General features: G+C 43.1%; 30 protein-coding genes. 2 read left to right on the top strand and 28 right to left on the bottom strand.

Annotated features, from left to right (window positions below; translation table 11 throughout):
- Positions 1–45: 45 nt before the first annotated feature.
- From LQ216_RS06695 to ssb, 5 genes are all read right to left on the bottom strand, one after another.
- Positions 46–1,020: a dipeptide ABC transporter ATP-binding protein gene (locus LQ216_RS06695; RefSeq protein WP_230128097.1), complete on the bottom strand. Its 975-nt coding sequence runs from the start codon at positions 1,018–1,020 to the stop codon at positions 46–48.
- The gene (locus LQ216_RS06690) at positions 995–2,005 is read right to left on the bottom strand and encodes an ABC transporter ATP-binding protein (protein WP_230128094.1); all 1,011 of its coding nucleotides are present in this window, start codon (positions 2,003–2,005) and stop codon (positions 995–997) included. The genes LQ216_RS06695 and LQ216_RS06690 overlap by 26 nt, the downstream gene beginning before the upstream one ends.
- A gap of 207 nt (positions 2,006–2,212) precedes the next feature.
- Entirely contained in the window at positions 2,213–2,584 is a 372-nt protein-coding gene (locus tag LQ216_RS06685; protein ID WP_230128092.1) for a hypothetical protein, read from the bottom strand.
- 557 nt (positions 2,585–3,141) lie between these two features.
- A complete protein-coding gene (locus LQ216_RS06680; protein WP_230128089.1) occupies positions 3,142–3,459 on the bottom strand; it encodes a hypothetical protein in 318 nt (105 codons plus the stop codon).
- Positions 3,460–3,495: 36 nt separating this feature from the next.
- Positions 3,496–3,858 (bottom strand): single-stranded DNA-binding protein, encoded by a 363-nt coding sequence (ssb, locus tag LQ216_RS06675; RefSeq protein WP_230128085.1) that lies wholly within the window; start codon positions 3,856–3,858, stop codon positions 3,496–3,498.
- Between the two features lie 342 nt (positions 3,859–4,200).
- Here ssb and LQ216_RS06670 point away from each other — a divergent pair, with 342 nt between their 5' ends.
- Positions 4,201–4,653, top strand: a complete 453-nt coding sequence (locus LQ216_RS06670) for a YwpF-like family protein (protein WP_230128082.1) — start codon at positions 4,201–4,203, stop codon at positions 4,651–4,653.
- 120 nt (positions 4,654–4,773) lie between these two features.
- On the opposite strand, the gene LQ216_RS06665 is transcribed toward LQ216_RS06670, so the two are convergent.
- From LQ216_RS06665 to LQ216_RS06630, 8 genes are all read right to left on the bottom strand, one after another.
- Positions 4,774–5,079 (bottom strand): hypothetical protein, encoded by a 306-nt coding sequence (locus LQ216_RS06665; protein WP_230128079.1) that lies wholly within the window; start codon positions 5,077–5,079, stop codon positions 4,774–4,776.
- A 169-nt stretch (positions 5,080–5,248) separates the two neighbouring features.
- Positions 5,249–5,683, bottom strand: coding sequence for a 3-hydroxyacyl-ACP dehydratase FabZ (gene fabZ / locus LQ216_RS06660; RefSeq protein WP_117308863.1), 435 nt, complete (start codon positions 5,681–5,683; stop codon positions 5,249–5,251).
- Between the two features lie 146 nt (positions 5,684–5,829).
- Entirely contained in the window at positions 5,830–6,081 is a 252-nt protein-coding gene (locus LQ216_RS06655; protein WP_230128077.1) for a DNA-directed RNA polymerase subunit beta, read from the bottom strand.
- Positions 6,082–6,132: 51 nt separating this feature from the next.
- On the bottom strand, positions 6,133–6,978 hold the full coding sequence (locus LQ216_RS06650; RefSeq protein ID WP_230128074.1) for a flagellar hook-basal body protein: 846 nt from the start codon (positions 6,976–6,978) through the stop codon (positions 6,133–6,135).
- Between the two features lie 97 nt (positions 6,979–7,075).
- The gene (locus tag LQ216_RS06645) at positions 7,076–7,912 is read right to left on the bottom strand and encodes a flagellar hook-basal body protein (RefSeq protein WP_230128071.1); all 837 of its coding nucleotides are present in this window, start codon (positions 7,910–7,912) and stop codon (positions 7,076–7,078) included.
- Between the two features lie 237 nt (positions 7,913–8,149).
- Positions 8,150–9,151, bottom strand: coding sequence for a rod shape-determining protein (locus tag LQ216_RS06640; RefSeq protein ID WP_230128068.1), 1,002 nt, complete (start codon positions 9,149–9,151; stop codon positions 8,150–8,152).
- A 254-nt stretch (positions 9,152–9,405) separates the two neighbouring features.
- Positions 9,406–9,678, bottom strand: a complete 273-nt coding sequence (spoIIID, locus tag LQ216_RS06635) for a sporulation transcriptional regulator SpoIIID (protein WP_230128066.1) — start codon at positions 9,676–9,678, stop codon at positions 9,406–9,408.
- Positions 9,679–10,025: 347 nt separating this feature from the next.
- A complete protein-coding gene (locus LQ216_RS06630; RefSeq protein ID WP_230128064.1) occupies positions 10,026–10,955 on the bottom strand; it encodes a M23 family metallopeptidase in 930 nt (309 codons plus the stop codon).
- An 82-nt stretch (positions 10,956–11,037) separates the two neighbouring features.
- On the opposite strand from LQ216_RS06630, the gene LQ216_RS06625 reads away from it, so the two are divergent.
- A complete protein-coding gene (locus tag LQ216_RS06625; RefSeq protein WP_290369235.1) occupies positions 11,038–11,553 on the top strand; it encodes a VanZ family protein in 516 nt (171 codons plus the stop codon).
- 41 nt (positions 11,554–11,594) lie between these two features.
- On the opposite strand, the gene spoIID is transcribed toward LQ216_RS06625, so the two are convergent.
- From spoIID to LQ216_RS06550, 15 genes are all read right to left on the bottom strand, one after another.
- Positions 11,595–12,623, bottom strand: a complete 1,029-nt coding sequence (gene spoIID, locus LQ216_RS06620) for a stage II sporulation protein D (protein ID WP_230128057.1) — start codon at positions 12,621–12,623, stop codon at positions 11,595–11,597.
- 392 nt (positions 12,624–13,015) lie between these two features.
- A complete protein-coding gene (murA, locus tag LQ216_RS06615) occupies positions 13,016–14,320 on the bottom strand; it encodes a UDP-N-acetylglucosamine 1-carboxyvinyltransferase (protein WP_230128054.1) in 1,305 nt (434 codons plus the stop codon).
- 32 nt (positions 14,321–14,352) lie between these two features.
- Positions 14,353–15,102 (bottom strand): YwmB family TATA-box binding protein, encoded by a 750-nt coding sequence (locus tag LQ216_RS06610; RefSeq protein ID WP_230128051.1) that lies wholly within the window; start codon positions 15,100–15,102, stop codon positions 14,353–14,355.
- Positions 15,103–15,289: 187 nt separating this feature from the next.
- Positions 15,290–15,532, bottom strand: a complete 243-nt coding sequence (locus LQ216_RS06605; RefSeq protein WP_230128048.1) for a DUF1146 family protein — start codon at positions 15,530–15,532, stop codon at positions 15,290–15,292.
- A 272-nt stretch (positions 15,533–15,804) separates the two neighbouring features.
- Positions 15,805–17,325 (bottom strand): NADH-quinone oxidoreductase subunit NuoN, encoded by a 1,521-nt coding sequence (gene nuoN / locus LQ216_RS06600; protein ID WP_230128045.1) that lies wholly within the window; start codon positions 17,323–17,325, stop codon positions 15,805–15,807.
- A 6-nt stretch (positions 17,326–17,331) separates the two neighbouring features.
- On the bottom strand, positions 17,332–18,852 hold the full coding sequence (locus LQ216_RS06595) for an NADH-quinone oxidoreductase subunit M (protein WP_230128042.1): 1,521 nt from the start codon (positions 18,850–18,852) through the stop codon (positions 17,332–17,334).
- Complete coding sequence (nuoL, locus tag LQ216_RS06590; protein ID WP_230128039.1) at positions 18,849–20,720, bottom strand: NADH-quinone oxidoreductase subunit L; 1,872 nt, start codon at positions 20,718–20,720, stop codon at positions 18,849–18,851. The genes LQ216_RS06595 and nuoL overlap by 4 nt, the downstream gene beginning before the upstream one ends.
- 337 nt (positions 20,721–21,057) lie before the next feature.
- Positions 21,058–21,372 (bottom strand): NADH-quinone oxidoreductase subunit NuoK, encoded by a 315-nt coding sequence (gene nuoK / locus LQ216_RS06585; RefSeq protein WP_230128036.1) that lies wholly within the window; start codon positions 21,370–21,372, stop codon positions 21,058–21,060.
- Positions 21,369–21,890 (bottom strand): NADH-quinone oxidoreductase subunit J, encoded by a 522-nt coding sequence (locus LQ216_RS06580; RefSeq protein WP_230128033.1) that lies wholly within the window; start codon positions 21,888–21,890, stop codon positions 21,369–21,371. Before LQ216_RS06580 ends, nuoK begins: the two co-directional genes overlap by 4 nt.
- Positions 21,887–22,306, bottom strand: coding sequence for an NADH-quinone oxidoreductase subunit NuoI (gene nuoI, locus LQ216_RS06575; RefSeq protein ID WP_230128030.1), 420 nt, complete (start codon positions 22,304–22,306; stop codon positions 21,887–21,889). The genes LQ216_RS06580 and nuoI overlap by 4 nt, the downstream gene beginning before the upstream one ends.
- A 79-nt stretch (positions 22,307–22,385) precedes the next feature.
- Positions 22,386–23,393, bottom strand: coding sequence for an NADH-quinone oxidoreductase subunit NuoH (nuoH, locus tag LQ216_RS06570; RefSeq protein ID WP_230128027.1), 1,008 nt, complete (start codon positions 23,391–23,393; stop codon positions 22,386–22,388).
- On the bottom strand, positions 23,393–24,493 hold the full coding sequence (locus LQ216_RS06565) for an NADH-quinone oxidoreductase subunit D (RefSeq protein ID WP_230128024.1): 1,101 nt from the start codon (positions 24,491–24,493) through the stop codon (positions 23,393–23,395). The genes nuoH and LQ216_RS06565 overlap by 1 nt, the downstream gene beginning before the upstream one ends.
- Before the next feature lie 3 nt (positions 24,494–24,496).
- Positions 24,497–25,642, bottom strand: a complete 1,146-nt coding sequence (locus LQ216_RS06560) for an NADH-quinone oxidoreductase subunit C (protein ID WP_230128021.1) — start codon at positions 25,640–25,642, stop codon at positions 24,497–24,499.
- A 2-nt stretch (positions 25,643–25,644) separates the two neighbouring features.
- Positions 25,645–26,157, bottom strand: a complete 513-nt coding sequence (locus LQ216_RS06555; RefSeq protein ID WP_230128019.1) for an NADH-quinone oxidoreductase subunit B — start codon at positions 26,155–26,157, stop codon at positions 25,645–25,647.
- Entirely contained in the window at positions 26,148–26,522 is a 375-nt protein-coding gene (locus LQ216_RS06550) for an NADH-quinone oxidoreductase subunit A (protein ID WP_230128015.1), read from the bottom strand. The genes LQ216_RS06555 and LQ216_RS06550 overlap by 10 nt, the downstream gene beginning before the upstream one ends.
- Positions 26,523–26,692 lie beyond the last annotated feature (170 nt).

Genomic DNA, 26,692 nt, shown 5'->3' with positions numbered 1-26,692 from the left:
TAATCTTTTTTTAATTAACTTATGCCAATTTATATATACGCCTTGTCATTCATATAAATGACAAGCTGCGTAGTGGCCTGGTTCAATTTCTTTCATGATCGGTTTCACCGATTTGCAAACATCCATCGCATGCGGGCATCTTGTATGGAAAGCACACCCTTTTGGCGGATTGGCCGGGCTTGGCACATCTCCCTGTAAAATGATCCGTTCCTTTCGATACTCTATATCCGGAATCGGAACGGCAGACAGAAGTGCCTGGGTATACGGGTGCTTCGGACTTTCATAAAGCGCCTCACTTTCTGAAAGCTCGACGATATTCCCAAGGTACATCACTCCGACGCGGTCACTAATATGGCGGACCACCCCAAGGTCATGCGCGATGAAAAGATAAGTTAAATCAAATTCCTTCTGAAGATCATCCATCAGGTTCAGAACCTGTGACTGGATCGAAACATCGAGAGCTGATACCGGTTCGTCCGCGATAATCAGCTTTGGATTAACGGCCAAAGCACGGGCTATCCCGATCCGCTGTCGCTGTCCGCCGCTGAATTGGTGCGGAAATCTTTTGGCATGCCAGCTGCTTAAACCGACAATCTCGAGCAACTCTTTCACACGCTTTTTGCGCTCCGCTTTGCTCTTTACACCGTGGACGATCAGAGGCTCTTCCAATATCTTCTCGACGGTATGCCGCGGGTTAAGCGATGCAAAGGGATCCTGAAAGACCATTTGCATTTCCCGGCGCATCTTCCGCATTTCTTCAGCTGAAAGTTCGGTAATGTCTTGTCCTTCAAAATAAACCTTTCCATCACTTGGTTCCAAAAGGCGGAGCAGCATCCTGCCAGTCGTTGATTTACCACAGCCGCTTTCCCCTACCAAACCTAATGTTTCACCTTTATTGATGTAGAAGGAAATCCCGTCTACCGCCTTTACTGCACCGACGGTTTTCCCGAGCAGTCCACCCTTTATCGGAAAGTGTTTTTTAAGGTTTTCTACCTTAACTAATGGTAATGGCTGAGTCATGTGTGTTAGCTCCTTTCCCATCTTCATAGAGCCAGCATCTGACCTGTTGCCCATTTTCAAGCGGGGTAAGACGAGGAGTCTCGCTCAGACATTGCTCCATTGCATGTTTACAACGGGGAGCAAATTGACAGCCAAGGTTGAGCGATCCCGGCTTCGGTACGTTCCCAGGTATCGAATAAAGGCGATCCACTTTCTTTCGTATATCTGGCACGGATTTAATCAGACCGACCGTATACGGATGCTTCGGGTTTTGGAAAATCGTTTTGACGTCGCCTTCCTCAACGATTTTTCCTGCGTACATGACGGCAATCCGTTCACACATTTCAGAAACTACCCCAAGGTCGTGGGTTATCATCATGATTGCCGTATCCGTTTCTTTATTTAACTTTTTCATTAGTTCCAATATCTGAGCCTGTATGGTTACATCGAGCGCTGTTGTCGGCTCGTCTGCAATCAAAAGCTTTGGCTCACAGATCATCGCCATTGCGATCATGACCCGCTGACGCATTCCGCCTGACAGCTGGTGTGGATATTCTTTCACCAGTTCTTCTGCCCGCGGAAGCCCAACCAGCTTCAGCATTTCGACAGCCCTTGCCATCGCTTTCTTTTTGTTCCATTTTCTATGTATGCGTAAGGATTCAATCAGCTGTTCCCCAATTGTAAAAACAGGATTTAAGCTTGTCATTGGCTCCTGGAAAATCATTGCTATTTCATTTCCGCGGATTTGGCGCATCCTTGATTCGGAGGCATCCGCAAGGTTTTCTCCCTTAAACAGGATTTTCCCTTCTACCTTGCTTGTTCCCGAAGGTAATAGTCCCATGATAGATAGCGAAGTCACACTTTTTCCACAGCCGGATTCTCCTACAATACCGAGGACTTCCCCCGGCTTTATATGAAAATCGATATTGTTCACGACCGGTAGTTCGCCATCATCCGTTAGGAAACTAGTCCGTAATTCCTTCACTTCAATAATAGAACCGCTCATAGACCAAACTCCTCTCTTGATGATGACTTCCTGATTCTCTAGAGGTCAATTTGAATTATGCCATTTATAAAATAATTTTTCAATAAAATTCTGAAAATATTTTCAATACAGAATTATTTTATAAGTGTGTCTTTCGTTCTATGTCATTTTCATTAATTTTATAATTAAAAATGGCTGCCAGAGCGGCAGCCGACGACTTTTATTATATTAGTTTTTCTTGAGTGTCATGGAAACACTGAAATGCATAACTCCGAGCAAAGTTCCCACAAACAATAAAAACGATAGTGGAATGATATGAAATCTATCAACTAATTTCACTGAAACTATCGTTAATACAACTGTTAAGATTGCAAGAATAATAATCCATGTCCCGATCTTTTGGAGCCAATAACCAAGTAAACTTATCATGCTGCTAGCCAGTATGAAAGATGCCGGGACAAAAATAAACACACTTACTAAATCAGTAAAAAGCGGATACATTTCCTCTTCTGGGTAAGTCAGATCAGGCGGGTAAGATTCATAAGCTAATGTCAGGCTTATTAAAAAACTAATCGATAACCATACTTTATATTTCATCATCTTCACCTTAGTCGTTAAATTAGATCCAGTATAGACCCGTTCCTGCAGAAATTTTATAATAGCCCTCTTTCGTTTTCTTGGCATAAAAGATAGTCGGTGTCATACCCACCACTTCCTCTTCTATCTCCAAAATCCAATTGACTGACCTCATATTTGCTGAAGGATAGTTTACTATTAGACTGTTTATTTTAAAAATCTGTGCTGAATGATAATTTGTAGATGTTTTTTAAAAGCTTCTTAAATGAATTGTAGAAACGGTTTCCACTGTTTTCAAAGGAAGTTCTTAACTTTCAAATAAATACTCCTTCATCGTTTATCATCTAATACAAATTGCTACATATTCATTATATATATATTCGGTATTTAATTCGTCAATACAAGAAAAAAAGCCGCCAAAAGGCGGCCAAAAAAAGGAGAGGTTCAGAAGAATGCTTCTCTTTATAGAGGTTTGTAAGGGGCTGCAATACGGGGTTTTTCAAGGTCCAGGTTTTGGTCGTTACGGTAGCGGTCTATCGTTGAATTATGGGGCAATATCAAGAAGTTATTAAGTTGAAGGATTACAGTCTGTCAGAGGATTGTGGAAATCGATCCCTGCCCTCCAGTACGAAAGATTGTCTTCTGTTCATTTCAGCGCTCAGCTTAGCCAGTCTTAACAGAATCGATTCATGTTTCTTTTCGAGTATTTTGTATCGGGAGTCCAACCGGGCAAGAATGAACTCCAGCTCGGCCAGCTGATTTTCCTCATTCGCTATCCTTACATTCATTTTTGCCGTTAAGCCGATAAGGTCGCCCAGTAATTGCTCGATTCTTTCCGTACGCTGCTGTGTTTGACCCCTGCACTCGTTGCAGGAACAGAAACTTTTTCTTTCCCCCACACTATCACCTCCATCATTTTACTTAATTTCTCAGTCTTACATTTCTACCGGGCTTAATTCTTCTTGTTTCACGTTTTGCTGCTTTGGTCCAACAAAGCGGACAGACTCAGCTACGACTTCGGTTACGTACACCCTTTTGCCTTCCTGATCGTCGTAATTTCTTGTCTGGATCCGTCCGGTAATGCCGATAATCGACCCTTTTCGGCAATATTGGACGGTGTTTTCAGCAGTTTTCTTCCAGAGGGTGCAATATACGAAATCCGCATCGTACTGACCTTCGTTATTGCGATAATTTCTGCTTACTGCCAAGGTTACATTTGATACGGCTTTTCCTTCCGGAGTGTAACGCAGCTCAGGGTCTCTCGCCAGTCTTCCAACCAATGTTACTTGATTTATCAAACAAACAACTCCTTTCTTATCGAATACCCTCATCATAAAGAATTTAATTCTTCCAGTAAAATCGACAAATTACCGCAGGGAGAAAATTTTCGCTTAGAAAAAACAACCTATTTCCTTCTAAAAAAGTCATTTTGTGCATATACTATTGATTAAAAAAGTTTTTTACAAATTTTTTATTTTTTTCGACTTTTTTCGTTTGCTCTCGATTGAGACATATTTTATAATTCTTATTACTTTCCTATACTGTTATGTATCAGGTATGCTATAGGTAGAAAATGGTCGGAATACATGTTGGATTATAGAATACTGTATTGGGGAAAATACAAAGAATGGAGGGATCGGATGAAGACATTTAAATTAATTTCTCTGCAAATTGTAACAAAAGAAAAAGAGTATATTGATATCCCACTGACTGATGGCCTCATCATCAATAAAGAGGATGAAGGCAATACGTGGATCATCGAGGCTTTTGTAGCGAATGAATATTTCAGCAACCTTAAACAGTTTGTCTCTGCCGGGCAAGAAATCAATGTTCAGGCCGTGATTACGAAAAAAGACAATGATCCGGCAACCTTTAAAACGGTCGTAGATACGCTCAAAAAAGTGGACGGACATGTTATCATCCTCTTGGAAGGACATCTTCAAAAGACCCGCAACAAATATGCCGAGCTCCTGCTTGAAGATTTGGTCAGCCAAGGCGCCGATGGTAACGAATTAATAACCCAATTTAAAGAAAAAATGCGGTCCCGCCCGAAGTTAGCCACAATAAATAAAATTCGATTGAAAAAAGACTGACTGCTGAGAGTGATAGAACAAGACGAAAAGCTGAGGGGACCCTCCTGTGAGGAGCCCCGGGTCCCACCGTCTCTGACATGTTCATCATTTCAGTTAGTCAGTCTTTCTGTTTAGGTTTTTTTATTTGTTATTATTTTCATCATCACCTAAACCATCATCATTAATTATGCCTTCATCATCCGCGCCGTTGTTGCCGTTGTTGCCGTTATTTCCGTTATCATCATTCATGCCATCGTTCATATCATCATTGTCGATGCCTTCATCGCCATTTTGACCAGGATCCATGTCTACATTATTGTCCTGCTGATCTTGGTTATTGGTATTATCTTCTGGTGGTGGATTGTTGTTATCATCATTGTTACATCCAGTCATTAACATCGCTGATAATAATGATCCACCTATAAGAGCCATTAGCCGCTTTTGCATAGACAGTAACCTCCCTTCGCAATTAGTGGACTATAAATATGTCCTGCTGCTATTTTGCCCGCATTCGATAAAATATTGCATTTTAGTCAAAAAAAATAAGCCGGGAAAGAAAGCCGGCCTTTAAAATATATAAACGTATTATGTATCGACACAAGTTATCCAGCGAAAATCATGACTCCTTATCACCGAAGCCAAACATAATTTCTGTTTCACATGCCAGTTCACCATCGACTGTGGCCACTGCTTTGCCTTTTCCGAAAGAACCACGGATGCGTACCATTTCGACCTCAAGCCTTAACTGATCCCCCGGCTTTACCTGCCGTTTAAAGCGGCAATTATCAATTCCCGTGAAGAAAGCAAGGCGCCCTTTATATTCCTCCTGCCTAAGCATCGCCACCGCGCCGACCTGTGCCAGTGCTTCGACAATCAACACGCCTGGCATTACAGGATAGTCAGGGAAATGTCCATTAAAAAACTGCTCATTGGCCGTTACATTTTTAATGCCAACCGCTCTTTTACCATCTTCAACCTCGATTATTTTATCAACAAGCAAAAATGGATACCGGTGTCTGATTATTTCCTTTATCTGAGTGATATCAAGCATAATTTGGGTTCCCTCCATTAAAAAATTGTTCTTTTCCAATCATATCATGAACGTATGGGACGACACTACCTGGACCTATTTCCTTAACCTAAGATACCTCAGACATGACAAAGGATCTGAATGAGCATTCAGACCCTCTTGAAGCATTATATATCTTTATTAACAAGGTCAACAATATGAGTCCATGTCGACTTTTTAAATACATCAGACACATTGCCTCCACCGATCACACTATAGCCGATGACCGCGCCTACCGAAACACTGGCAGCAATAAGCACCGTTACGATGATCAATCTTAGCCAAATGGGCAAAAGCCTGATTTTTACCCGTTCCTCTGCCTGATCTTTCTTGTTTTCCTGCTGACTATATTCTTCTTTGGTTAATTGTTTTTCTTCCATGTTAATGTACGTAATCCCCTTTTACAGTAATTCACTGTCTATAAGATTATCTTAACGGATACCATTAATTAAGCCAAGCATTTGATCAGCCATTGTGACAGATCTTGAATTAAATTGGTATTGTCGCTGTACATTCATTAAATCCGTCATTTCTTTTGAGAGATCGACGTTCGAACTCTCCAAAGCTCCTTGGCGTAAGGAAATATCATCTCTTAATCCGCCGTTCAACGCCGTCATAATATCTTCTTCCTCAATTCCGAGTTGATCGATATTAGCCGGCATTCCTAGAAGGTTTTCACCAATTTGCTCTAAAAATTGCGGTTTCTTCACGGAAACAATACCCAGATTAAAGGTTTGTGTTCCATTATTATCTGTTTGCACCTGGAGCTGTCCTTCTTTTGAGAAGGTCAGGTTATTTGCTCTCCCGTTTATGACAATTGGCGCATCATTTTCGTCGAGAACCGGATACCCTTTTCCGGTAACGAGCATCATTTGCTCTGGATTATTCGAAACAGGTGTCAAATAGAAGGCACCATCTCTTGTGAACCGGACATTTTCTCCATTATTATCAGCCACACGAACCCGGAAGAATAAATCTTCTCTTTCAAGCGCGACATCGAGGTTGCGTTCTGTGTTTTTAATGTTTCCTTGAGTAAGAACCAGTTGGCTCTGGCTTATTCTTGCTCCCGTGCCCTGCCTGATCCCAAGCGGTGTTAATCTTCCTGTTTCGTTTTCCTGTCTTTGGTTATTGAACGCCTGGACGAGCAAATCATTGAAATAGGATTCCTTGCGTTTAAATCCATTCGTGTCAATATTGGAAATATTATTGCTGATCATATCCATTTTATGCTGCAACTGGCCCAGTGTGTTCGTTGCGGTAATCATCGTTCTATTCATCGTTATTCCCCCTAGGGCAGGACTTGTACAGGGTGTACAGAGGTCGTCATTCCTATGTTCCCTACGCTTTCGTTTTTATAACAAATTGGCAAATATTTTATCCAATCCGGCCAATTTCATTGACGGCCTTTTCCATGCTTCGATCATATGCCTGCAATATCTTTTGGTTTGCTTCAAACGAACGATAAGCTGACATCATATCTGTCATTGTCCGTGACGCATCGACATTCGATCCTTCGATGAAGCCTTGTTGCATTCCGAAGGTTATATTGCCTTCATTATAAGCGTTAGCGAGCGGTTGGTCAGATGAGCGGTATAGGCCGTCACCTTCTTTAATAAGCGTATATGGATTTTCGGCAAAACCAATCCCAATCCGGGCAACCTGCTGATTATTCTCCGTGATGATCCCGTTCTCGTTTACCGTGAAATTCTCGCTGTTCAGCTGAATTCGGTTATTATTTTCATCAAGAACGTAATATCCTTGCGGAGTTGTCAAAAAACCCTGTCCGTCTAGAGTAAAGTTCCCATTTCTCGTATAGCGCGGCTCTCCGCCGGCATTAGCTACTGTAAAAAATACAGTTCCCCTCTTGCCGTTTTCATTATTGATGGGCATATCGCCATCCACAAGCGCAATATCCGTATTCCGTTGTGTCACTTGAGGGTCGCCCTGGAAGAATTTTGGTGCTGCCTCCTGCATATAGACGCCCGTATTCAAATACCCAACCTGGGAATTTACCGGCAGATGCAGACCCTTTTCAGTAGGGATTGATTTTGATCCGAGGCGGTGTAACAACATTTCTGGGAATGACCTGACACTTGATTGGTCCGCTTTAAATCCCGGTGTATTGGCATTGGCCATATTATTTGAAAGCATTTCCGTTCGTCGTTGCTGTGCAAGCATCCCGGAGGCTGCCGTAAAAAAACCTCTTAACATATTCTCACCTCTAATTGGTAACGTGTAATCCTGTACTAGTAATTGAAAAAACAATATATATATATGTTATCGGCTAGAAGCAGTGATGTCTTAAGTTTCAAGGAAGGAATTTTCAAAAACACAGGAATCTTTTAAATAAACCATAAGGGCCGTTTGTGTCTTCATGTCTAATTGAATCTTGGCCCGTATAATTGATGTTGTAACTAGGAAGCAGATCCTTTGCAGTGAGAAATTTGATCAGCCTATTTTTCGTCGTGATAGCTTATCGATATTCTCCAGCATCATGCCTGTACCGATTGCCACGCATTTCATCGGCTCCTCTGCTATTAACACCGGTACCTTCAATTCATCAGCAAGCAATTGATCCATGCCATGCAATAATGCACCGCCGCCTGTTAAAATGACTCCCCGGTCAATGATATCAGCAGATAGCTCTGGAGGGGTACGCTCTAATACACTTTTTGCTCCATAGACAATCCCCGCCACAGATTCACGAAGTGCTTCCTCAATTTCATCTGAGTTAACGGAAATAGTTCTTGGTAGCCCTGAAATCATATCACGTCCACGAATGTCCATTTCTTCGCGACGGGCACCAGGGAATACAGTACCAACATTAATTTTAATGTTCTCAGCTGTACGTTCCCCGATCAGCAGCTTATATTTACGCTTAATATGATTCAAGATTTCACTGTCGAATTTATCTCCTGCAACCCTGATGGATGATGAAGTAACGATGTTTCCCATAGATAGCATCGCAATATCAGTGGTTCCGCCCCCGATATCGATAATCATATTACCAAACGGATGGAAAATATCCATTCCCGCTCCAATGGCCGCTACCTTAGGCTCCTCTTCAAGATAGACTTTCTTTCCGCCGCTCTTTTCAGCAGCTTCCTTGATTGCCTTTTTCTCAACGCTTGTAATGTTCGCCGGACAACAAATCAAAATACGTGGCTTAGACAAAAATCCTTTAACATTCAGCTTATTTATGAAATACTTCAGCATGGATTCAGTCACATCAAAATCTGCAATAACCCCATCCCTCAAGGGACGCATGGCCACTATATTTCCTGGGGTACGCCCTACCATTCTTCTGGCTTCTTCGCCTACTGCAAGGACGCGTTTCGTATTTGTATCAATGGCTACTACAGATGGTTCATTTAAAACGATTCCTTTGCCTTTGACATGTATTAAAACATTGGCAGTTCCAAGATCGATTCCAATATCTCTAGCAAACATAAGTCTTATTTCCTCCTTGTTACCTCAACATTAAACCTACCTCTATTCTAATTATTAATTTTATCATACGAACTAGGCCGAAAGAAGGGGGTAAGCAGAAAAAAGTAAAATTTTGCATATTACTGTCGAAAAATCTTTATTTCCTTCATAATAATAACCGGGTCATACAGCGACGATGAAGCTACCTCTGATTTATCTTTCAATCAGATAGTATCTTATACTCGCCGCGGCTTCCCGGTTTCATTAAAATCCTTTTATTTTACAGCCTCTTCTTCTCGTTCTGAACGCTTGTATTTCAGCTTTGTTGCCTCGCCCCCGCGCAGGTGGCGGATGGATTTATGGTAATCTAGAATATCCTTTACCTCATTTGCAAGATCAGGATTAATTTCCGGCAGTCTTTCGGTTAAATCTTTATGGACAGTACTTTTGGAGACACCAAACTCCTTCGCAATCACGCGAACCGTTTTCTTTGTTTCCACGATATACTTTCCTATCTTGATAGTTCTTTCTTTGATGTAATCGTGCACACCACTCGCCCTCCCCAAATTGGATGTGAGAAGTGTGAAATGAGTTACGTTCCAACTTGAAAAATACTGCTTCCCCAGAAAAATGTATAATATATCCGCAACTAAATGTATGAAATATAATAAACGATCACTCACCTCAAACACTCTCTCTTTAGTATCGTTTATAGATGTTTATTAGCTTGGTTTAAGATATATGCACAAATTACTGAATAGGGACGAGGTGTTACACAATATTTCTGAAATTTCTTATTAATTGCCAAAATAAAAACCCGTACTAAGACGGGTTTTTTTACCAAATTTTCAGTTGTTAATGGGCACGTAACATGTTTGTTTTGTAATGTTTTATTTTAATTTTGTGTAGAATCCTTGGTATCTTCTGTAGTGTCACGGTTTTCTTCGGAATTTTCAGGCTGGTCCGTGTTTTTATCTGACTCAGCATCTTTTTCCTGATCAGATGTTTCATCTGACGGTTGACCATCCTCATTTTCAGTGGATTTGTCATCGGATGATTTAACTGCTTCTTCTTCTGTTGCTTTATCCTCCGTGGCTGGCTCTTCAATATCAGTTTCAGTGCCTTCAGCTTTTTCAGTCATTTCTTCGATAGAAGAAAGCTGTTTTTCATCCAGGTCAATTGGATTTAGCGCAACATTATCTTTTCGGATTTCAAAGTGGACATGGACACCTGCTTCTTCATTCAATAAGCTTTTACCTGCTTTGGCAAGAGCTTGTCCTTGCTTGACTTCATCGCCAACCGCTACTTCTATGTCCTTTACGGATTGATAATGAGTAACAACGCCATTATCATGCTCGATTGTAATTTCATTTCCAAGCAATGCGTCTTCTTTGACGTTCTTAACAATACCGCTTAAGGAAGCTACTACATCAAACGTTTTGCCATCCCTCATTGCAATGTCGATACCTTTGTTTGGCTCGTATCTGTTATTGTAAGATACTAGAGCGGCTTCTTGCTGTTCCTTCGTTCCATTCTCGGCATCGTAAAATTGCTTCTTGATCACCATTTCCTTGCTATCGGTTACAGGCATTTTAATATTCTCAAGCTTGCTGTTTACTTCAATTGCAGGCTCTTTGAAATTCTTGCCTGTTTCCGTTTCTTTGGCAGGGTTCGCTGAATCATTGAAACCGTTTTGGATGATTAAAGCTGCTGCCAAAATGATTGCTGCGCTCGCTATATAGATGGCTGGTAGTGCCCAACGCTTCTTTAATATGCGCTGGAATTTAGATTTTCGAGAAGTTTGTTTCTTTTCTTCCTCTCTCATTTTTATCACCTCAGCAATCATTCTGAACAGATTGGAGGAATTATATACCTTCTTTTCAAAAAAAATTTTTTGTGTTTAGCTTTTGTTAAGCGTTTGCTTTTTATACATTTATTTTTTTTGCTTCTCTTCCCATGGTAAAATGAGCATATCTTATCTGAAAGAAGTTGTAGGAATGAAGAAATTAATGCGCAGTACATTGATTGTTTTGCCTTTTATTTATATGGCAACTATCTGGACTTTGTCCAGTTTCCCGGATAATGCAGTAGTGGAGCTGCCTGATCGTTCCATAGACCGTTTTACTAAAGAAGGCTTGCATCTTGTGGAGTTTGCGATTCTTTATATGCTGTTTGCGGCGGCGCTGGCTTCCGTTGGTAAGCTGACCCCTGCTTTCAGCCTGCTGGCAGCTATGGCTGCGGGGTCATACGGAGTCCTTGATGAAATTCACCAATACTTTGTACCTTCCCGCAGTGCCAGCTTGATTGATGTTTTAAAAGACTGGATTGGCGTTGCGGCAGCCTATTTCCATGTCCGATACCATTATTTCAAACATAACCGAGGCTTTTTGACGCTAATCGAAAGATTGGACAATAAAAAATAGAGATGGAACCTCCTTTTCGGGGGCCCCCAACTCTATTTTTTTTATTTTTTTGCTGTTATGGTTTTCAATAGATTATTCGAGGATTGAATCGCTACGCCTTTGTAATAATATTTCACGATATCCTCATATTTGCTGCCTTCAAGGGCCATGCCGTTTGCCCCGTACTGGCTCATTCCAACTCCATGGCCATAGCCTTTGGTAGAGATCATGATGTTATTTCCTTTCCGTTCCCAGCTAAAATCAGCCGACCTCAAACCAAGGGCTTCGCGGATCTCTTTTCCTGTCAGCTTTTTACCTCCGAAATTGACTGTGGCTACCCGCTTTCCAGGTGTTCTTTTTGTAATTGTGCCAATGCTTTTCCCCTCTGAGACCGTAACATCCAGCTTTTTCTCAAATTCGGCAACGGAAATGGCGGTGGTGTTATGGAATTTCGGCGAGTCCTCATCCCACTCGCTTGGGACACTCTTCAAGTATGGCAATTCACTTTCCCAGTACGCTTCAGAATTTTCCGTATAGCCGTTGCTCGTAGAAAAGAAGCTGGGTGTTATCGGCTTTCCATCATAAGTTAGGATCTGCCCTTTTGTATCATTAACTGCTTTGGAAATTTTTTTGATCTTCCACTCATAATCTGTGCCCCATATTTTCTTAAGCTCATCATTATTGCTATAAACCTGATGCGTGACAGTATCGGTAACATCGGCGCCTTTTGGGAGGTCAGCCGCATTCTTGTTCAACATTTGGTTCACGATATACGTACGCGCTGCCAGAGCCTGGGCCTTTAATGCCTCCAGCTCGAAATCTGCCGGCATTTCAGCAGAGATCACGCCGGTAACATATGCTTCAAGCGGCAGCTGTTGAATCTCCTTGGTTTCCGCCCGATAAACGGCGACTTCAACAGCTGGTGAATTAACCGCTTCCGGCTTTTTATTTTCACTGTTCTGCTCTAGCTTTTCTGATAACTTTCCATCTGCTTGATTCGTCGAGAATGGAAGCACAAGCATAGCCGGAATCATTATAATGACAAATGCTGATACTACAAATAGTGCGATCATCGGTTTAATCGTTTTCAATACTCCTGGGCCTCCCTATATGGTAGTCTCACTTAAAATATATGGGGTAGGACAAGCATTTATGACAACCGTGAAATGGAAATAAACCGATTGTAGGTCTCAAGGAGGACCCGTGTATCGATCGCTCGTAATTCCTGATTTGCGCTCGTAAATTTATATATTCGCTCGTAATTCCTGATTAGCGCTCGTAATTCCTAATAAGCGCTCGTAAATTTCTATATTCGCTCGCAATTCTCGATCACCGCTCGTAAATTTCTATATTCGCTCGTAATTTTCTATAAACGCTCGTAATCCCTAATCATCCCTCATAACCATGAAATAATCAGCCATATTCTTTAAAATAAAAAAACCGATTCCCACTTACATAAAGGGAATCGGTTTTTTTATATAGCTTATGCGTTTAAGTCTGCTACGATTGTTTCGTTTTCTACGGTAGATTCTTCGTTGATGCGTTCCACATCTGCGCCAAGAGCGGCGAGTTTTCCGTGGAAATTTACATAGCCTCTGTCGAGATGCTTCAATTCGGTAACTCTTGTAATGCCTTCAGCAACCAATCCGGTTAGGATTAATGCTGCAGCAGCACGTAAATCGGTCGCGGCCACTTCGGCACCCTGCAAATCAGTCGGTCCGTTCGCAATGACAGAACGGCCTTCAATCTTGATGTCCGCATTCATACGACGGAATTCTTCCACATGCATAAAACGATTTTCAAAAACCGTTTCTGTGATCATGCTTGTTCCTTCCGCACGTAGTGATAATGCCATCATCTGGGATTGCATATCAGTAGGAAAGCCAGGGTGAGGCATCGTTTTGATGTCGACTGCCTTTAATTTTTCCGGTCCAATAACACGCAAACCGTCTTCTTCTTCCGTAATCGAAACACCCATTTCTTGCATTTTTGCAATCAAAGAAGATAAGTGTTCAGGAACCGCGCCTTTTACAAGGACGTTTCCGCCTGTAATCGCCGCAGCTGTCATGAAAGTACCTGCCTCGATACGATCAGGAATAATCGAGTGCTCAGCACCGTACAATTTTTTTACACCTTCAATTTTAAGTGTCCCTGTTCCTGCACCCTTCACCTTTGCCCCCATTTTATTAAGGAAGTTCGCAAGGTCTACAATTTCAGGTTCTTTTGCTACATTTTCAAGGATAGTCGTTCCCTCTGCAAGGGATGCTGCCATCATAATGTTCTCAGTTGCACCAACACTTGGGAAATCAAGGTACACTCTTGCTCCTTTTAACCTTCCATCCACTTCTGCTTCGAGAAAGCCGTTTCCGACTTTAACGGTTGCACCCATGGCCTCAAAGCCTTTTAAGTGCTGGTCAAGCGGACGGGAACCAATTGCACATCCTCCAGGCAATGCTACACGTGCCCGGCCGTTTCTTGCTAGTAATGACCCCATAACCAATACAGAAGCACGCATTTTTCGAACATATTCAAAAGGTGCTTCATCGAATAGCTCTTTTGATGCATCTACAGTAACTGTATTATCGTGAAATGCAACCTCGGTGTTGAGGTTACGCAAAACTTCATTAATTGTATATACATCGGAGAGCGTTGGTACGTCTTTAATGATGCTTTTTCCATCACTTGCTAATAATGTTGCAGCGATAACCGGCAAAACGGCGTTTTTTGCGCCTTCGACTTTAACTGTCCCGCTTAGCCTTTTTCCGCCGCGGACGATGATTTTTTCCAAAAGTATTCCCCTCCGCGTCCATTTTCTCTATATTAATATTCAAATGTGACGATTGGTGTGCCAACTACAAAGGTAGTCTTACCGCCCAATCCGTCTGTCCTTAAAGCCAGTTGCAGGTTCAATTTTTCATTAGTTAGCGTTTGTTCAAACAAAGATGTCTGCGCCGATACGGAAATGAAACGATCTTCCTTTATACTTTCAATTTCCCGCGCTTGGAATAATTCTAATAATCTTCCAATTTCATTGCTTAAATCCTTTTCAATATTATCATTGATAACGCCTTTGATACAAGAGAAAATTGTAGGATTCTCTCGAAATATGTCGGATAACCTATTTTGAAAATCGTTCTCGAAGAAAAGGGCATGCCGATCTTCCCAAGACTGACCTTTTACTTCATATATGATATACGAAACCGGTTCAGCTTTTTTGCCGGTCGCCACCAGCTTAATCGACTCTGTTAATCCAGTTCCGATATTCTTATATTCAGCTCGTGCTTTCCATTCATCCTGGTGTTTATCAACTTTCCATTTAAAATGCGGAAAAGCCTTACTTACTTTTTTTACTGCTTTGTTGAAATCAGTCTCGCTTCGTATTTCGGTGTTTTTTTCTCTTGCATAAACAGTCCATTCTTCTATTTCTACGTTTCTATCATGCTGCATAAATTCAGTCATTGTAATGATATCCGTTTTATTCTTTGCCACAATCGTACTATTCCCAAACATAAATCCTATGAAACCAATAAATACTATGTATGGCAAAAGTTTCTTCATTTTATTTTTCATCTATACCACCCTCTCCTATCTTCTATTTTTTCCAGATAGCAGGGATGCATACTTCAAGTTTATCGTCAGCAATCGACAGGACGCCATTCTCGAATGACAAAATAAATGAAAAAAGGCGGATATCACCGAACCTATTAAATTGTTCGTTACAAACTTCACAATAAATCTAGTAAAAAATAAACAGCTTTTATTCTTGATTAAACAAATATGGAAGCTGTCCCGACCAAGAGAGGTAATCCAGGAAGAAATTGCTGACAACTGATCCAATTGCAACGGTGACAAGAATATATAACACTCGTGCTTTCACAACTGAATTGGACCTTAACAATTTATCAAACTGTAAGGCTTGTAAAGCCCACCAGGTGATGGCAATAAAAAACAAATGTGCCACAATCCCGATCAGTGCCTGTTGGCCCATGGCTGAAAACATATAGCGACCTCCTTAAAAACAACTCGAATTTCATTCTACCACAAACCGGACAACAAATTAAATGAAAAATGGAAAAAAATTTACTTTTGATGGTTATAATAACAAAAAGCGGTAGCGCCTTATAGAAAGGACATCGTTATGTCTTACATCGAGGCTAGGCGCTGAGCTGGACATTAATTCTCAGATTCAAAATGACCAACATGGACATTATTTTATTATCACGCTAAACAATAAGAAAAGGAGCTCTAAGAGCCCCTCTCATCGTTTATTTGCTATTGAAAAAAATTCGAGAAATCATCAAAATTACTGTGAAGGAAATCGAGCGGCAGGCTCGGAGCCACTCCAAATAGCACGGTGCCTATCGCACAAACGGTCAGGACAAGCGAAATCCCCGCCGGCATTCTCATTTTTTCATTCGTATGGGGCTGCCGGAAAAAGATTTGCGTCAAGATACCAAAATAATAAAAATAAGATATGACAGTCGCCCCCATCATGATGGAAGCTAAAACGTAATGACTTGGTTCGACCGCAAAGGAACCAAGAATGATGTTCAGCTTTCCGATAAACCCAGCTGTTCCCGGAATCCCCGCGAGTGAAAGAATAAAAATCGCCATCAGCACGGCCAGCAACGGCGAGCGTTTATAAAGGCCGGCAAACTCTGAAATATCCTCTGACTCCGATTTATCGGTGAGCAGCTGGATGATCGCGAACGCTCCCAAATTCATCAGCATATATGCCAGTAAATAAAACCAAACCGTATCGAATAAAAACGTTCCTCCGCCCAGGGTGGCCACAGCTACAAGCACATAGCCCGCCTGTGCAATACTTGAATAAGCAAAAAGGCGTTTTATATTCCGAGACCGCAGCGCGATTACATTCCCGATAATCATGGTCGCACTAGCCAGGAATGCCACATATACCAGATTCTTTTCAAGGAAGGTAAATGCTCCAGAACTATCACCAGGAGCGGTGATGTACAGATAAATCAAAATGCGGTATATGATTACAAAGCCTGCTGTTTTCGAGATGACACTCAGAAAAGCGGTGACTGGTGTCGGTGCGCCCTGATAGACATCTGGTGCCCACATATGAAATGGTGCCGAAGCTATTTTGAAGGAAAGGCCGACAAGGATCATGAAAAAGGCGAGACCGAATAAATATTGAAACTGGCTGTCAAAGTTACCTACCATTCCTGCAGCCATGTCTCTTAAATTCGTCGTGCCTGTCAAACCGTAGAGATAGCTCATCCCGAATAAAGTGACCGCTGTAGAAATACCTCCATTAATGACGTATTTCATCGCCGATTCATTCGATTGAAGGTTCTTTTTTCTCATACCCGCCAATATGTAAGAAGAAATCGAGAGCAATTCAAGCCCGACAAACAAAGTAATTAAGTCACCGCTCGAAGACATGACCATTGAACCGAGCAGGGCTGCGAGGAATAAATAATAAAATTCACCGCGGTACTCACCAAAGCCTTCGGGCGGTTCATAGCTATGGGCAAGCAGAATGACCAGCGCGGCACCTACCAGTAAAATCAGTTTAAAAGCAATCGCAAATGAATCCAGCTTAAAGGTGTCATAAAGGATACTTACCGTTTCTTGATTCATTAAACTGAGCAAGCTGACTAAAGCAAGCATGATTCCTGTTAGACCAAGCCAGGCAAGTGAACGCCGATTGAATTGCTTCGGAGCGAATAGGTCCAGAAGCGCGAGCAGGATAGCTGTGCCAAGAATGATAAACTCAGGTGCCATCGCTCCCCAATCATAAGAAAGCATTGTTTCCATATCCATCCCGCATCACCCCCCTATTCCTAACATTATGTTTTTCAATGCTTCCTGCAAGGGCGAACTCAAAATCGCCGGATAAACACCAATGGCTATACTTAAAGCCAGTAATACCAGTGCAGGCGCCCATTCGATTTTTCTCAGATCGTATATTCCTTCGGCTGCCGTATATTTGCGAGAACCGAATGTTATGCCGAGCACTGCTCTTAGCAAATAAACAGCTGTTAAGATAATACCTATGGCTCCAATTGCCGCCAGGACCGGTTCTTCCTCAAACAAACCGAGGAAGGCCATAAATTCGCTGACAAACCCGGACATGCCCGGCAAACCAAGTGAAGCCATCGCACCAGCGAGAAGAAATCCGGATGTAATCGGCATATATTTTGCCAGTCCGCCCAAATCACTGATTGTCGAAGTTCCGACCCGTTCATGCATAACACCGACAAGAAAGAATAACAATGCAGCAATCAGTCCATGTGATACGACCTGGAATATCGCTCCCTGGATGCCTGCTTCATTCATTGCCCCCACCCCAATGAGGACAATGCCCATATGGGAAATGGATGAATAAGCGAGTACCCTTTTGAAGTCTGTCTGGAGTAGTGCCAAAAAAGCTCCATAGACAAAATTAATAACGCCGAGAATCGCCACAAATAGCGCAATTTCCCGGAATTCATCTGGAAAGATTCCCATCCCAAAACGGATTAAACCGAAGGCCCCGATTTTCAACAGCACCCCCGCATGAAGCATCACAATCGCAGGCGGAGCCTGAACATGCACCTTAAGCATCCATGAATGCAGCGGGAAAATTGGAAGCTTGATACCGAATGCCACTAGTAAGCCAAACAGAAGCGCGTACTTCATCGGTTCAGAAATCGGTGCAAACAGCGGAACGCCCCCGACAGTCATAATATGCTGCAACGCTTCAATATTCACAGTACCTGTCCGCGCAAATAGCACCATGATTACAATCAACAGGATCGCTGAACCGAGCCCGTTATAAATCAAAAAACTAAAGGCTGCTTTTTCCTTTTCCAAATACCCCCACTTTCCGATTAAAAAGAACATCGGAATCAAGGTGATTTCAAAGAAGATGAAGAAAAGAATCAGGTTTTGCGCCGTAAAAACGCCAAGCATTCCAATCTCCAACAAAAGGAACAGCGTAAAATATCCCTTCCATTCCTTTTTGATATGTATCGAGGCAATTGCCGCAAGCGTCGCAAGCGTTGAGGTCAAGCTGACCATGATTAATGAAAACCCGTCGACGGCAAGCTCATAATCTACCGCAAACAGATTGGGATCATAACTTTTTAAATTGCCGAACCTAAACCAGTCTACTTTAATCGAGAATCTTGAAAGCTCTGTTCCTGTAACGTACTGAAAATAGAGGTACAGCGAAATCAACAAGGCCGGCAATGTACCTAAAAAGCCAAGCAATTTAAGGTTTCTTTCATCTGTCTTCGGAACAATGAGCATGAGCAGCATTCCTAAGATGGGGGAGAATACTAAAAGTGTCAGTAGATCTAAGTTCATCCGAAATACCCCCCTGTTAACGCAAAGATCACCAGCAGAACCGCTAATCCGAAGAAAGCAATCATTCCATATACCTGAACCTGCCCGTTCTGAAGCCTTGAGCCAATCCTACCGAGGCTTTGAACCGTTCCGGTGACAGCATACACAAGGCCGCCGACTATGAATCTATCAATATATGATAAGAAAAGGGCAATCCATCTAGTCAGCGCCACAAATGAAAACTGATACATTTCATCAACGAAATATTTATTAGTTAACATTGTATAGGCAGTCGAATTTTCCCCGCCCAGCCAATCCCTTGAAATCAGGCGCTTCCCATAGATAAGATAAGCGAGCAAAATCCCGCCCAGTGAAACGGCAGTTGCGGCAATCATGATCCAGCCAGGTGCGTCACTATGCGACTTCGGCAAGTATTCATTTCCCTCGGTCAACCAATCGCCAAGAAATGTGCCGAACCACGGAGTATTCACGTAACCACTGATGATGGCAAGAACGCCGAGTACAATCATTGGCAGCGTCATCACTCCTGGAGATTCGTGTACCCTTGTTTGCGGAGTTCGGGCTTCTCCTGTGAAAACCATGAAAAATAAACGGAACATATAAAATGCAGTAAGAAAAGCAGCGAACAAGGCAATCCAGAACAGCCCATGGTTTCCGTGCACCCAGGCCGAAATTAGAATTTCATCCTTACTGAAAAAACCTGAAAATAAAGGAACCCCGGAGATAGCCAATGCTCCAATCAGAAACAGTGGTCCGGTGATTTTGAGCTTTTTCCAGAGGCCGCCCATCTGTTCGATATTCTGCGTATGGACAGCATGGATGACACTTCCTGCCGCCAAAAACAACAAGGCTTTAAAAAAAGCATGCGTCATAAGGTGAAACACGCCCGCTACATAACCAGCAGAACCGAGGGCCAGCATCATATAACCAAGCTGGGAAACCGTTGAATACGCGAGCACTCGCTTAATATCTTTCTGGACCAGTCCGATGCTTGCCGCAAAGATAGCCGTGAAGCCTCCTGTGACCGCGACTACCATCATCGCCGTTTCACTTGCCGAGAATAGCGGGAACATCGCGGCCACTAAATATACACCTGCAGCAACCATTGTCGCGGCGTGAATTAACGCCGAAACAGGCGTCGGTCCTTCCATCGCGTCAGGAAGCCATGAATGAAGCGGGAATTGTCCCGACTTTCCGACGGCCCCAACAAAAATCAAGATCGCGGTCAACGTAATCATTTCCGCCGAAATCTTTCCTGCCTGAACAGCCTGGAAGATTACATCATATTCGAAGCTACCGACCTGCCAGAATAAGAGAATGATACCGATCAATAAACCGACATCCCCGATCCTCGTCATAATAAAAGCTTTTATGGCCGCTTTTTTGGCCTCCTCTTTATTAAAATAAAAACCGATTAATAAGAATGAGCCTGCCCCTACAAGCTCCCAGAAAAAGTAAAGCTGCAGCAGATTAGGAGCCATAACAAGCCCGAGCATCGCGAATGTAAAGAATCCAAGATATGCATAAAATACCGGGAACCGCTCATCGCCATGCATATATCCTTTTGAATACATATGTACCAAAAAACTGACGAACGATACGATTACTAACATTAAAGCATTTAACTGGTTAATCTCCATTCCCGCCGTTAATTGAACATCCCCTATTACCAGCCAGCCGGCCTCGGCTTTATAAGTCGGTTGCTGAAAGCGTTCAAACAGCACGAGTACGGACCATACGAAAGAAGCAAAGGTGAACAACATTCCTACGTATGAACTGCCTGCTTCTTTTAAACGTTTACCGAATAGAAGAAGGAACAGAAATGAGACAAGCGGGAAAAGTGGTATGAGCCACGCAATCTCCATCATCGTATCAATCCCCTTTTTAGAAAAGCGTAAGCGCCCTGGTCAGCCCCGACAGGCATAAGACGAACCGCGAGGAGGCAGCTCCTCAGCCACCACAGCGGTTTGGCTTATGACCCCGAGGGGCTGGGCGCTGTAGCTAGACAACTTTAAAAGTTCAACATCTAATACTTTCATTTTTTTGAAAAGCGTAAGCGCCCTGCAAGTTATGAAGAACGACTAAGACCGCCACATCATTATGTCTTCATCGTTCTGTCCCGTTAAAGGAACGTCGACTAAGAACCGCCACGTCCTGTGGCGAACTTCGACGCCAACCCATCCTGGGCAAGTCCAAGTCCAAATATTAGTGCTTCATGGAATCCATTTCATCAATATTGACCGTCTTGCGGTTGCGGTATAGCGCCATCAGGATGGACAGTCCGACTGCTGCCTCAACCGCAGCGATCGTTATCGTAAATAATGAGAAAATCTGGCCGGTTATTGATGGCGTAACTCCGTACTTACTGAAAGCGACCAGGTTGATATTGGCTGCATTCAACATTAGCTCGATGCAAATCAAAACGATGATGACATTTCGTTTGGTCAAAACTCCGTATAGCCCGATGCAAAACAAAACGAGCGCCAATACAAGGTAAGCCGATAAAGGTACGGAAGTCATGACTGATCTCCCTCCTCTTCATCATCCTTTTTCGCCAGTATGATAGCCCCCACAAGTGCCACCAACAATAGCACGGACGTTACCTCAAACGGAATGACGTACTTAGAGTATAGCTCCATTCCGATTTGTTCTGTGTTTGATTCATGGAGGGAAGTCTGCTTACTGGGTATATCCAGATTATAAATTCCCATATAAACAGCAAATCCAAATCCGCCGATTGCAAGAATAATCGTTAGTCTCTTCCAAATGCTTGCCTTAGGTGCCTGTTCATCATTATGGCGGGTAAGCATAATCCCAAACAGCATGATGACCGTAATCGCACCTGCATAAATCATAATCTGGACAACAGCGACAAATTCGGCCGAAAGCAGTATATAGATGCCGGCAATACTGATAAATGTGAAAGTGAGCGCCACGACCATATGGACAACCTTTGTCAGATTCAATAGAAGTACACCGCAGATAATGGCTACAAGTGAGAGCGAGATAAAGGCTAAAAACTCACCTGACAGGCTCATACTTTATTCTCCTTCCGAATACTTTCGTCATTTTCATCAAGCCACTCCAGATTTTTGAACAGCTCATCCCGACTATATTCAGCAAGCTCGAAGTTATTCGTCATCACAATAGCCTCAGTGGGACACACTTCCGTACACAGGTCACATAATATACAAATCTCGAAATTAATATCATATGTATCAATGATCTTACCCTTCTTTGCAGGATCAGGATGTTTGTGGCCCGTTAACTGAATACAGTCGGTCGGACAAATATTCACACATTGGTTACAGACAATACATTTCTCAGGATAAAACTTTTGGATTCCGCGAAACCTGTCTGGAAGCGGAAGCGGCTTGTTCGGATAATCATAGGTTACTTTTTTCCGGGTCAGGTTTTTCATTGTATATCCTAACCCCTTCATTAAACCTAGCATTTTATCACCCCTTGCTTTCTGTAACGGCGATGTGAGCGAGAATTTCCTTATAACGCTCACACTCCCGTATGTATCGTCTTCATATCGTGCTGAATATCTCCTTTAATATCGCTGTGATGAATATATTTGCCAGCGCAACCGGCAGCAGCAACTTCCAGCCGAATTCCATCAGCTGGTCAGCCCGGAGACGCGGGAAAGTCACGCGAATCCAGATGAGCAGATAGATTACGAGACTGAATTTAAGCGCGAACCAGACCGCGCCCGGAATGAATCCTAAAAACGGCAATGGATTCCATCCACCTAAGAATAATATGGTAGTCAGCGCTGCCATTGCAAACATATATACATATTCCGAAAGCATGAACATCGCCCAGCGAAATCCTGAGTATTCGACATGATAACCCGCAACCAGCTCAGATTCCGCTTCAGGAAGGTCAAAAGGCACCCTATTCAACTCAGCGACAGAGGCGATTAGAAAAACAATAAAGGCAACCGGCTGTAGGACGATATACCAGATGTTTTCCTGTGCGGCAACGATTTCATTCAAGTTCAAGCTTCCGGTTAACAAGATAATGCCGATGACAGACATGACCAGTGGAATTTCATAAGAGATCATTTGGGCCGCAGCACGCATGCCTCCGATCAGTGAATACTTATTATTCGATGCCCAACCCGCGGTTACCATGCCAACGGTAGTTAAACCAGATACTGCGATATAATAAAGCAACCCTACGCCAAGATCGGCAAATTGAAGTCTGTCGGTAAAGGGCAACGTCGCTAGCACCATGAATGCCGGCGCAAAGGCGATGATGGGCGCAATGATGTAGAGCGGTTTGTCAGCAGCCTTTGGAATCGTATCTTCCTTGATTAACAGCTTTAAGACATCCGCTACCGTTTGCAAGAGGCCCCACCTGCCGCCCACCTGATTAGGCCCGATCCTCATTTGCATAAAGCCCATTACCTTTCGTTCGGAAAGAATGCCAAAGGTTACAAATCCCAAGACTACGAAAAGGAATATCACTGCTAGCAGAAAAAAGATTCCGAAGTTCAAAAGACCTGGAGAGGATTGCAGCAATTCTTGGATCATCAGCCGTCCACCTCCCCAAGAACAATATCAATCGCCCCTAATATCGCGATAAGATTAGCCATATTTTCACCCTTTAGCAGCTTTGGCAGGATTTGCAGATTGTAGAAGGACGGTCTTCTAAATTTCAACCGATAAGGCTCCTTCTTTCCTTCACTAGCAATATAGCAGCCAATTTCGCCCCGCGGAGATTCGATCCTCACAAACGCCTCTCCTTTTGGTGCTTTAATGATTTTCGGAACCTTAGCAAGAATCGCGCCCTCGGATGGAAATTGTCGGGTGGCCTGCTCGAGGATTTTCAGTGACTCTTCAATCTCCTCAAGGCGGCAATGATAGCGCGCCCAGGCATCTCCTTCCTGCCGGACCGGGATATCGAAATCAAAGCGGTCGTAAATCGAGTATGGCTCATTCTTACGTAAATCCCACTTAACACCTGTACATCTTAAATTCGCGCCGCTCAATGAATAGTTAATTGCATCTTCCTTCGTGTAAGCGCCGACGCCTTTTACGCGGTTCATGAAAATTTCATTCCCGGTGACGAGCTGATGGTACCCTTTCAACTGCTCTCTCATGTAAGGGACGAAATCGCGCACCTTTTCAATCCAGCCCTCTGGTGCATCCCATTTAACGCCGCCAACACGCATATAGTTGAAGGTGAGTCTTGCCCCGGACAATTCATTCAACATGTTGATTATCATTTCACGTTCCCTAAAAGCATATAGGAATGGGCTCGTGGCCCCGAGATCAAGCAGATAAGTTCCCCACCATACGAGGTGTGAAGCAACGCGGCCTAATTCCATCGAGATCACCCGCAAGTATTCAGCGCGATCCGGGATTTCAATATCCATCATCGTTTCTACCGCATGACACAAGACATAATTATTGGTCATGGCAGCTAAATAATCCATTCGGTCTGTATACGGAATGATTTGTGTGTATTGCAGATCCTCAGCCAATTTCTCCGTACCCCGGTGCAGATAGCCAATTACCGGTGTGGCTTCCTTGATGATTTCGCCGTCAATTTTGATGATCAGCCGAAAAACACCATGTGTACTGGGGTGCTGCGGACCTACATTCAGAAGCATTTCTTCCGTCCGAATCATATGCTACACCTCCACATCGTACGGCTCATAATCTTTTCGAAGCGGATGTCCAATCCAATCTTCCCCGAGCATGATTCTCTTTAAATCTGGATGGCCTGTAAATTTGATGCCTAGAAGATCATATGCCTCACATTCAGGCCAATTGGCACCTTCCCACAACCGCACGAGGGATGGAATTTCCGGCCTATTCCGGTCAATCTTCACTTTTAAAGCAACGGCCTGCCGCTTGTTAAACGAATAGAGATGTATGTAAATTTCCATATGTGTTTCAAAGTCAGTGCCATGAAGCTCTGACAGATAATTGAAGGCCAGTTGTTCATTATATTTCAAAAATTCAGCTATTTTACTATATGTATCCGGCTTGGCAACAAGGGTGGGGACATCTTTTGAAAGTTTATTAATATAGGATTCTTCAAGGACTTCTTTTCCTAGATGATTCTCAATCACATTTACATATTTATCAAGAAGGGGCTGATTGGGTACTTCTGCTGTGGGTTCTTCTTCCAAGTTGCCCGATAAAGTTGCTTTTGCTCTCGCGGCAGCAGCGGCGATTGCTTTTTTCTTTTCAAGGTCTCCACCATCTGTGGCTTCTCCTTCTTTTTCCTTCGCTTCCATTTTTGCAAGTGCCGCAGCCTTTGCCTTTGCTACAGCGGCGGCTTTTTTCTTCGCTAAGTCTTCTTCTCCCGCCGGCCCTGCCTCCGCTTCTACACTTTGTTCCTTCGCCTGTTTCATTGCGAGTGCGGCGGCTTTTGCTGCGGCTGCAGCGGCGGCTTTTTTCTTCGCCAAGTCTTCTTCTCCCGTCGACCCTGGTTCTGCTTCTACACTTTGTTCCTTCGCTTGTTTCCTTGCGAGTGCGGCGCTTTTTGCAGCGGCTGCGGCTGCGGCTTTTTTCTTCGCCAGATCTTCTTCTCCCGCCGACCCTGGTTCTGCTTCTACACTTTGTTCCTTCGCTTGTTTCCTTGCGAGTGCGGCGCTTTTTGCAGCGGCGGCGGCGACGGCTTTTTTCTTCGCCAAGTCTTCTTCTTCTCCTGCTGACTCCACCTCTGCTTCTGCACCCTGTTCTTTAGCTTGCCTTCTTGCGAGTGCTGCCGCTTTTGCTTTCTCTGCTGCTTCCTTCTTTAATTGTTCGAGGCTTTTTTCTTCGCCCATGTCTACATCACCTGCTTCCCGGTTTTTGCTTCATGGCGAATCTTCTCTCTCAATTTATTTATTCCATAAATGAGCGCGGCCGGGTTTGGCGGACAACCGGGTATATACACATCCACAGGAACAATTTGGTCCACACCTTTTACAACCGCATATGATTTTATGTACGGGCCTCCTGCAGTTGCGCATGACCCCATTGCAATCACCCATTTGGGCTCGGGCATTTGATCGTATAAACGTCGTAAGATTGGTGCCATCTTTTTCGTAACGGTTCCCGAAACAATCATGACATCAGATTGTCTGGGAGAAGTCCTGAAAAATGAGCCAAAACGGTCCAAGTCGTAATGAGAAGAACCAACGCCCATCATTTCAATCGCACAACAAGCCAGTCCAAACGTCATAGGCCATAGTGAATTACTGCGGGCCCAGGCCTTAACTTGTTCAAGGGTGGATAAAAAAACGCTGCTGCGTAATTCTTCCATTTCCTTAGCTGTTATTCCATCTAATTTCAATTCCATTTTAGCACCTTCTTCTTCCATGCATAGACAAGTCCAATGGCAAGCATGAATACGAAAATCAACATCTCGACGAGCGCGAAAATCCCAAGCTTCTCATAAGCTACTGCCCATGGATATAAAAACACTGTTTCTACATCAAAAATGACAAACATCAGTCCGAAAATATAGTAACGTACGTTGAACTGAACCCTGGAATCATGGAAAGGCTCAATACCGCTTTCATAAGTGGTATACTTCGCTTCCGTTGGTTTATACGGCCGTAGCAGCTTCCCTATAAAAAGAGCTACTATAGGCAATAGCACGCCTAAACATAGAAACACAAAAACTATCAGGTAATTATTCTGATAAATATGTAATCCTTCCATGCCCATCCTCCCTCATTCCATTCCGAAACGATAACATCCCCATCACTACCTCATTGGTTTAATAGCTATGTAAACGTATACATTATATCATTATGACTTTAGATTGTGTAGGGATTGTTTGGAAGTTCTGCCTTTCTTTATACTATAATAGTATGCAAGAAAAAAAGCAC

Origin of the sequence: Bacillus sp. CECT 9360 (assembly GCF_918741275.1) — a bacterium.
GTDB lineage: Bacteria > Bacillota > Bacilli > Bacillales > DSM-1321 > Peribacillus.
This window is presented reverse-complemented; position numbering and strand designations above follow the sequence as displayed.

Excerpts from the sequence above, each read along its gene's own strand:
- LQ216_RS06580 (WP_230128033.1), bottom strand. The coding sequence starts at position 21,890 with ATGAGCCTGTCAGGTGAGTTTTTAGCCTTTATCTCGCTCTCACTTGTA.
- nuoN (WP_230128045.1), bottom strand. The coding sequence starts at position 17,325 with ATGGATATGGAAACAATGCTTTCTTATGATTGGGGAGCGATGGCACCT.
- LQ216_RS06690 (WP_230128094.1), bottom strand. The coding sequence starts at position 2,005 with ATGAGCGGTTCTATTATTGAAGTGAAGGAATTACGGACTAGTTTCCTA.
- LQ216_RS06645 (WP_230128071.1), bottom strand. The coding sequence starts at position 7,912 with ATGTTAAGAGGTTTTTTTACGGCAGCCTCCGGGATGCTTGCACAGCAA.
- nuoH (WP_230128027.1), bottom strand. The coding sequence starts at position 23,393 with ATGATCCAAGAATTGCTGCAATCCTCTCCAGGTCTTTTGAACTTCGGA.
- LQ216_RS06640 (WP_230128068.1), bottom strand. The coding sequence starts at position 9,151 with ATGTTTGCTAGAGATATTGGAATCGATCTTGGAACTGCCAATGTTTTA.
- LQ216_RS06555 (WP_230128019.1), bottom strand. The coding sequence starts at position 26,157 with ATGGAATTGAAATTAGATGGAATAACAGCTAAGGAAATGGAAGAATTA.
- LQ216_RS06650 (WP_230128074.1), bottom strand. The coding sequence starts at position 6,978 with ATGAATAGAACGATGATTACCGCAACGAACACACTGGGCCAGTTGCAG.
- LQ216_RS06610 (WP_230128051.1), bottom strand. The coding sequence starts at position 15,102 with ATGAAAAATAAAATGAAGAAACTTTTGCCATACATAGTATTTATTGGT.
- LQ216_RS06685 (WP_230128092.1), bottom strand. The coding sequence starts at position 2,584 with ATGATGAAATATAAAGTATGGTTATCGATTAGTTTTTTAATAAGCCTG.
- LQ216_RS06695 (WP_230128097.1), bottom strand. The coding sequence starts at position 1,020 with ATGACTCAGCCATTACCATTAGTTAAGGTAGAAAACCTTAAAAAACAC.
- LQ216_RS06560 (WP_230128021.1), bottom strand. The coding sequence starts at position 25,642 with ATGGGCGAAGAAAAAAGCCTCGAACAATTAAAGAAGGAAGCAGCAGAG.
- LQ216_RS06670 (WP_230128082.1), top strand. The coding sequence starts at position 4,201 with ATGAAGACATTTAAATTAATTTCTCTGCAAATTGTAACAAAAGAAAAA.
- nuoK (WP_230128036.1), bottom strand. The coding sequence starts at position 21,372 with ATGACTTCCGTACCTTTATCGGCTTACCTTGTATTGGCGCTCGTTTTG.
- LQ216_RS06565 (WP_230128024.1), bottom strand. The coding sequence starts at position 24,493 with ATGATTCGGACGGAAGAAATGCTTCTGAATGTAGGTCCGCAGCACCCC.
- LQ216_RS06595 (WP_230128042.1), bottom strand. The coding sequence starts at position 18,852 with ATGAACTTAGATCTACTGACACTTTTAGTATTCTCCCCCATCTTAGGA.
- LQ216_RS06630 (WP_230128064.1), bottom strand. The coding sequence starts at position 10,955 with ATGAGAGAGGAAGAAAAGAAACAAACTTCTCGAAAATCTAAATTCCAG.
- LQ216_RS06655 (WP_230128077.1), bottom strand. The coding sequence starts at position 6,081 with ATGGAAGAAAAACAATTAACCAAAGAAGAATATAGTCAGCAGGAAAAC.
- LQ216_RS06605 (WP_230128048.1), bottom strand. The coding sequence starts at position 15,532 with ATGTTTTCAGCCATGGGCCAACAGGCACTGATCGGGATTGTGGCACAT.
- fabZ (WP_117308863.1), bottom strand. The coding sequence starts at position 5,683 with ATGCTTGATATCACTCAGATAAAGGAAATAATCAGACACCGGTATCCA.
- nuoI (WP_230128030.1), bottom strand. The coding sequence starts at position 22,306 with ATGCTAGGTTTAATGAAGGGGTTAGGATATACAATGAAAAACCTGACC.
- LQ216_RS06665 (WP_230128079.1), bottom strand. The coding sequence starts at position 5,079 with ATGCAAAAGCGGCTAATGGCTCTTATAGGTGGATCATTATTATCAGCG.
- nuoL (WP_230128039.1), bottom strand. The coding sequence starts at position 20,720 with ATGATGGAGATTGCGTGGCTCATACCACTTTTCCCGCTTGTCTCATTT.
- LQ216_RS06550 (WP_230128015.1), bottom strand. The coding sequence starts at position 26,522 with ATGGAAGGATTACATATTTATCAGAATAATTACCTGATAGTTTTTGTG.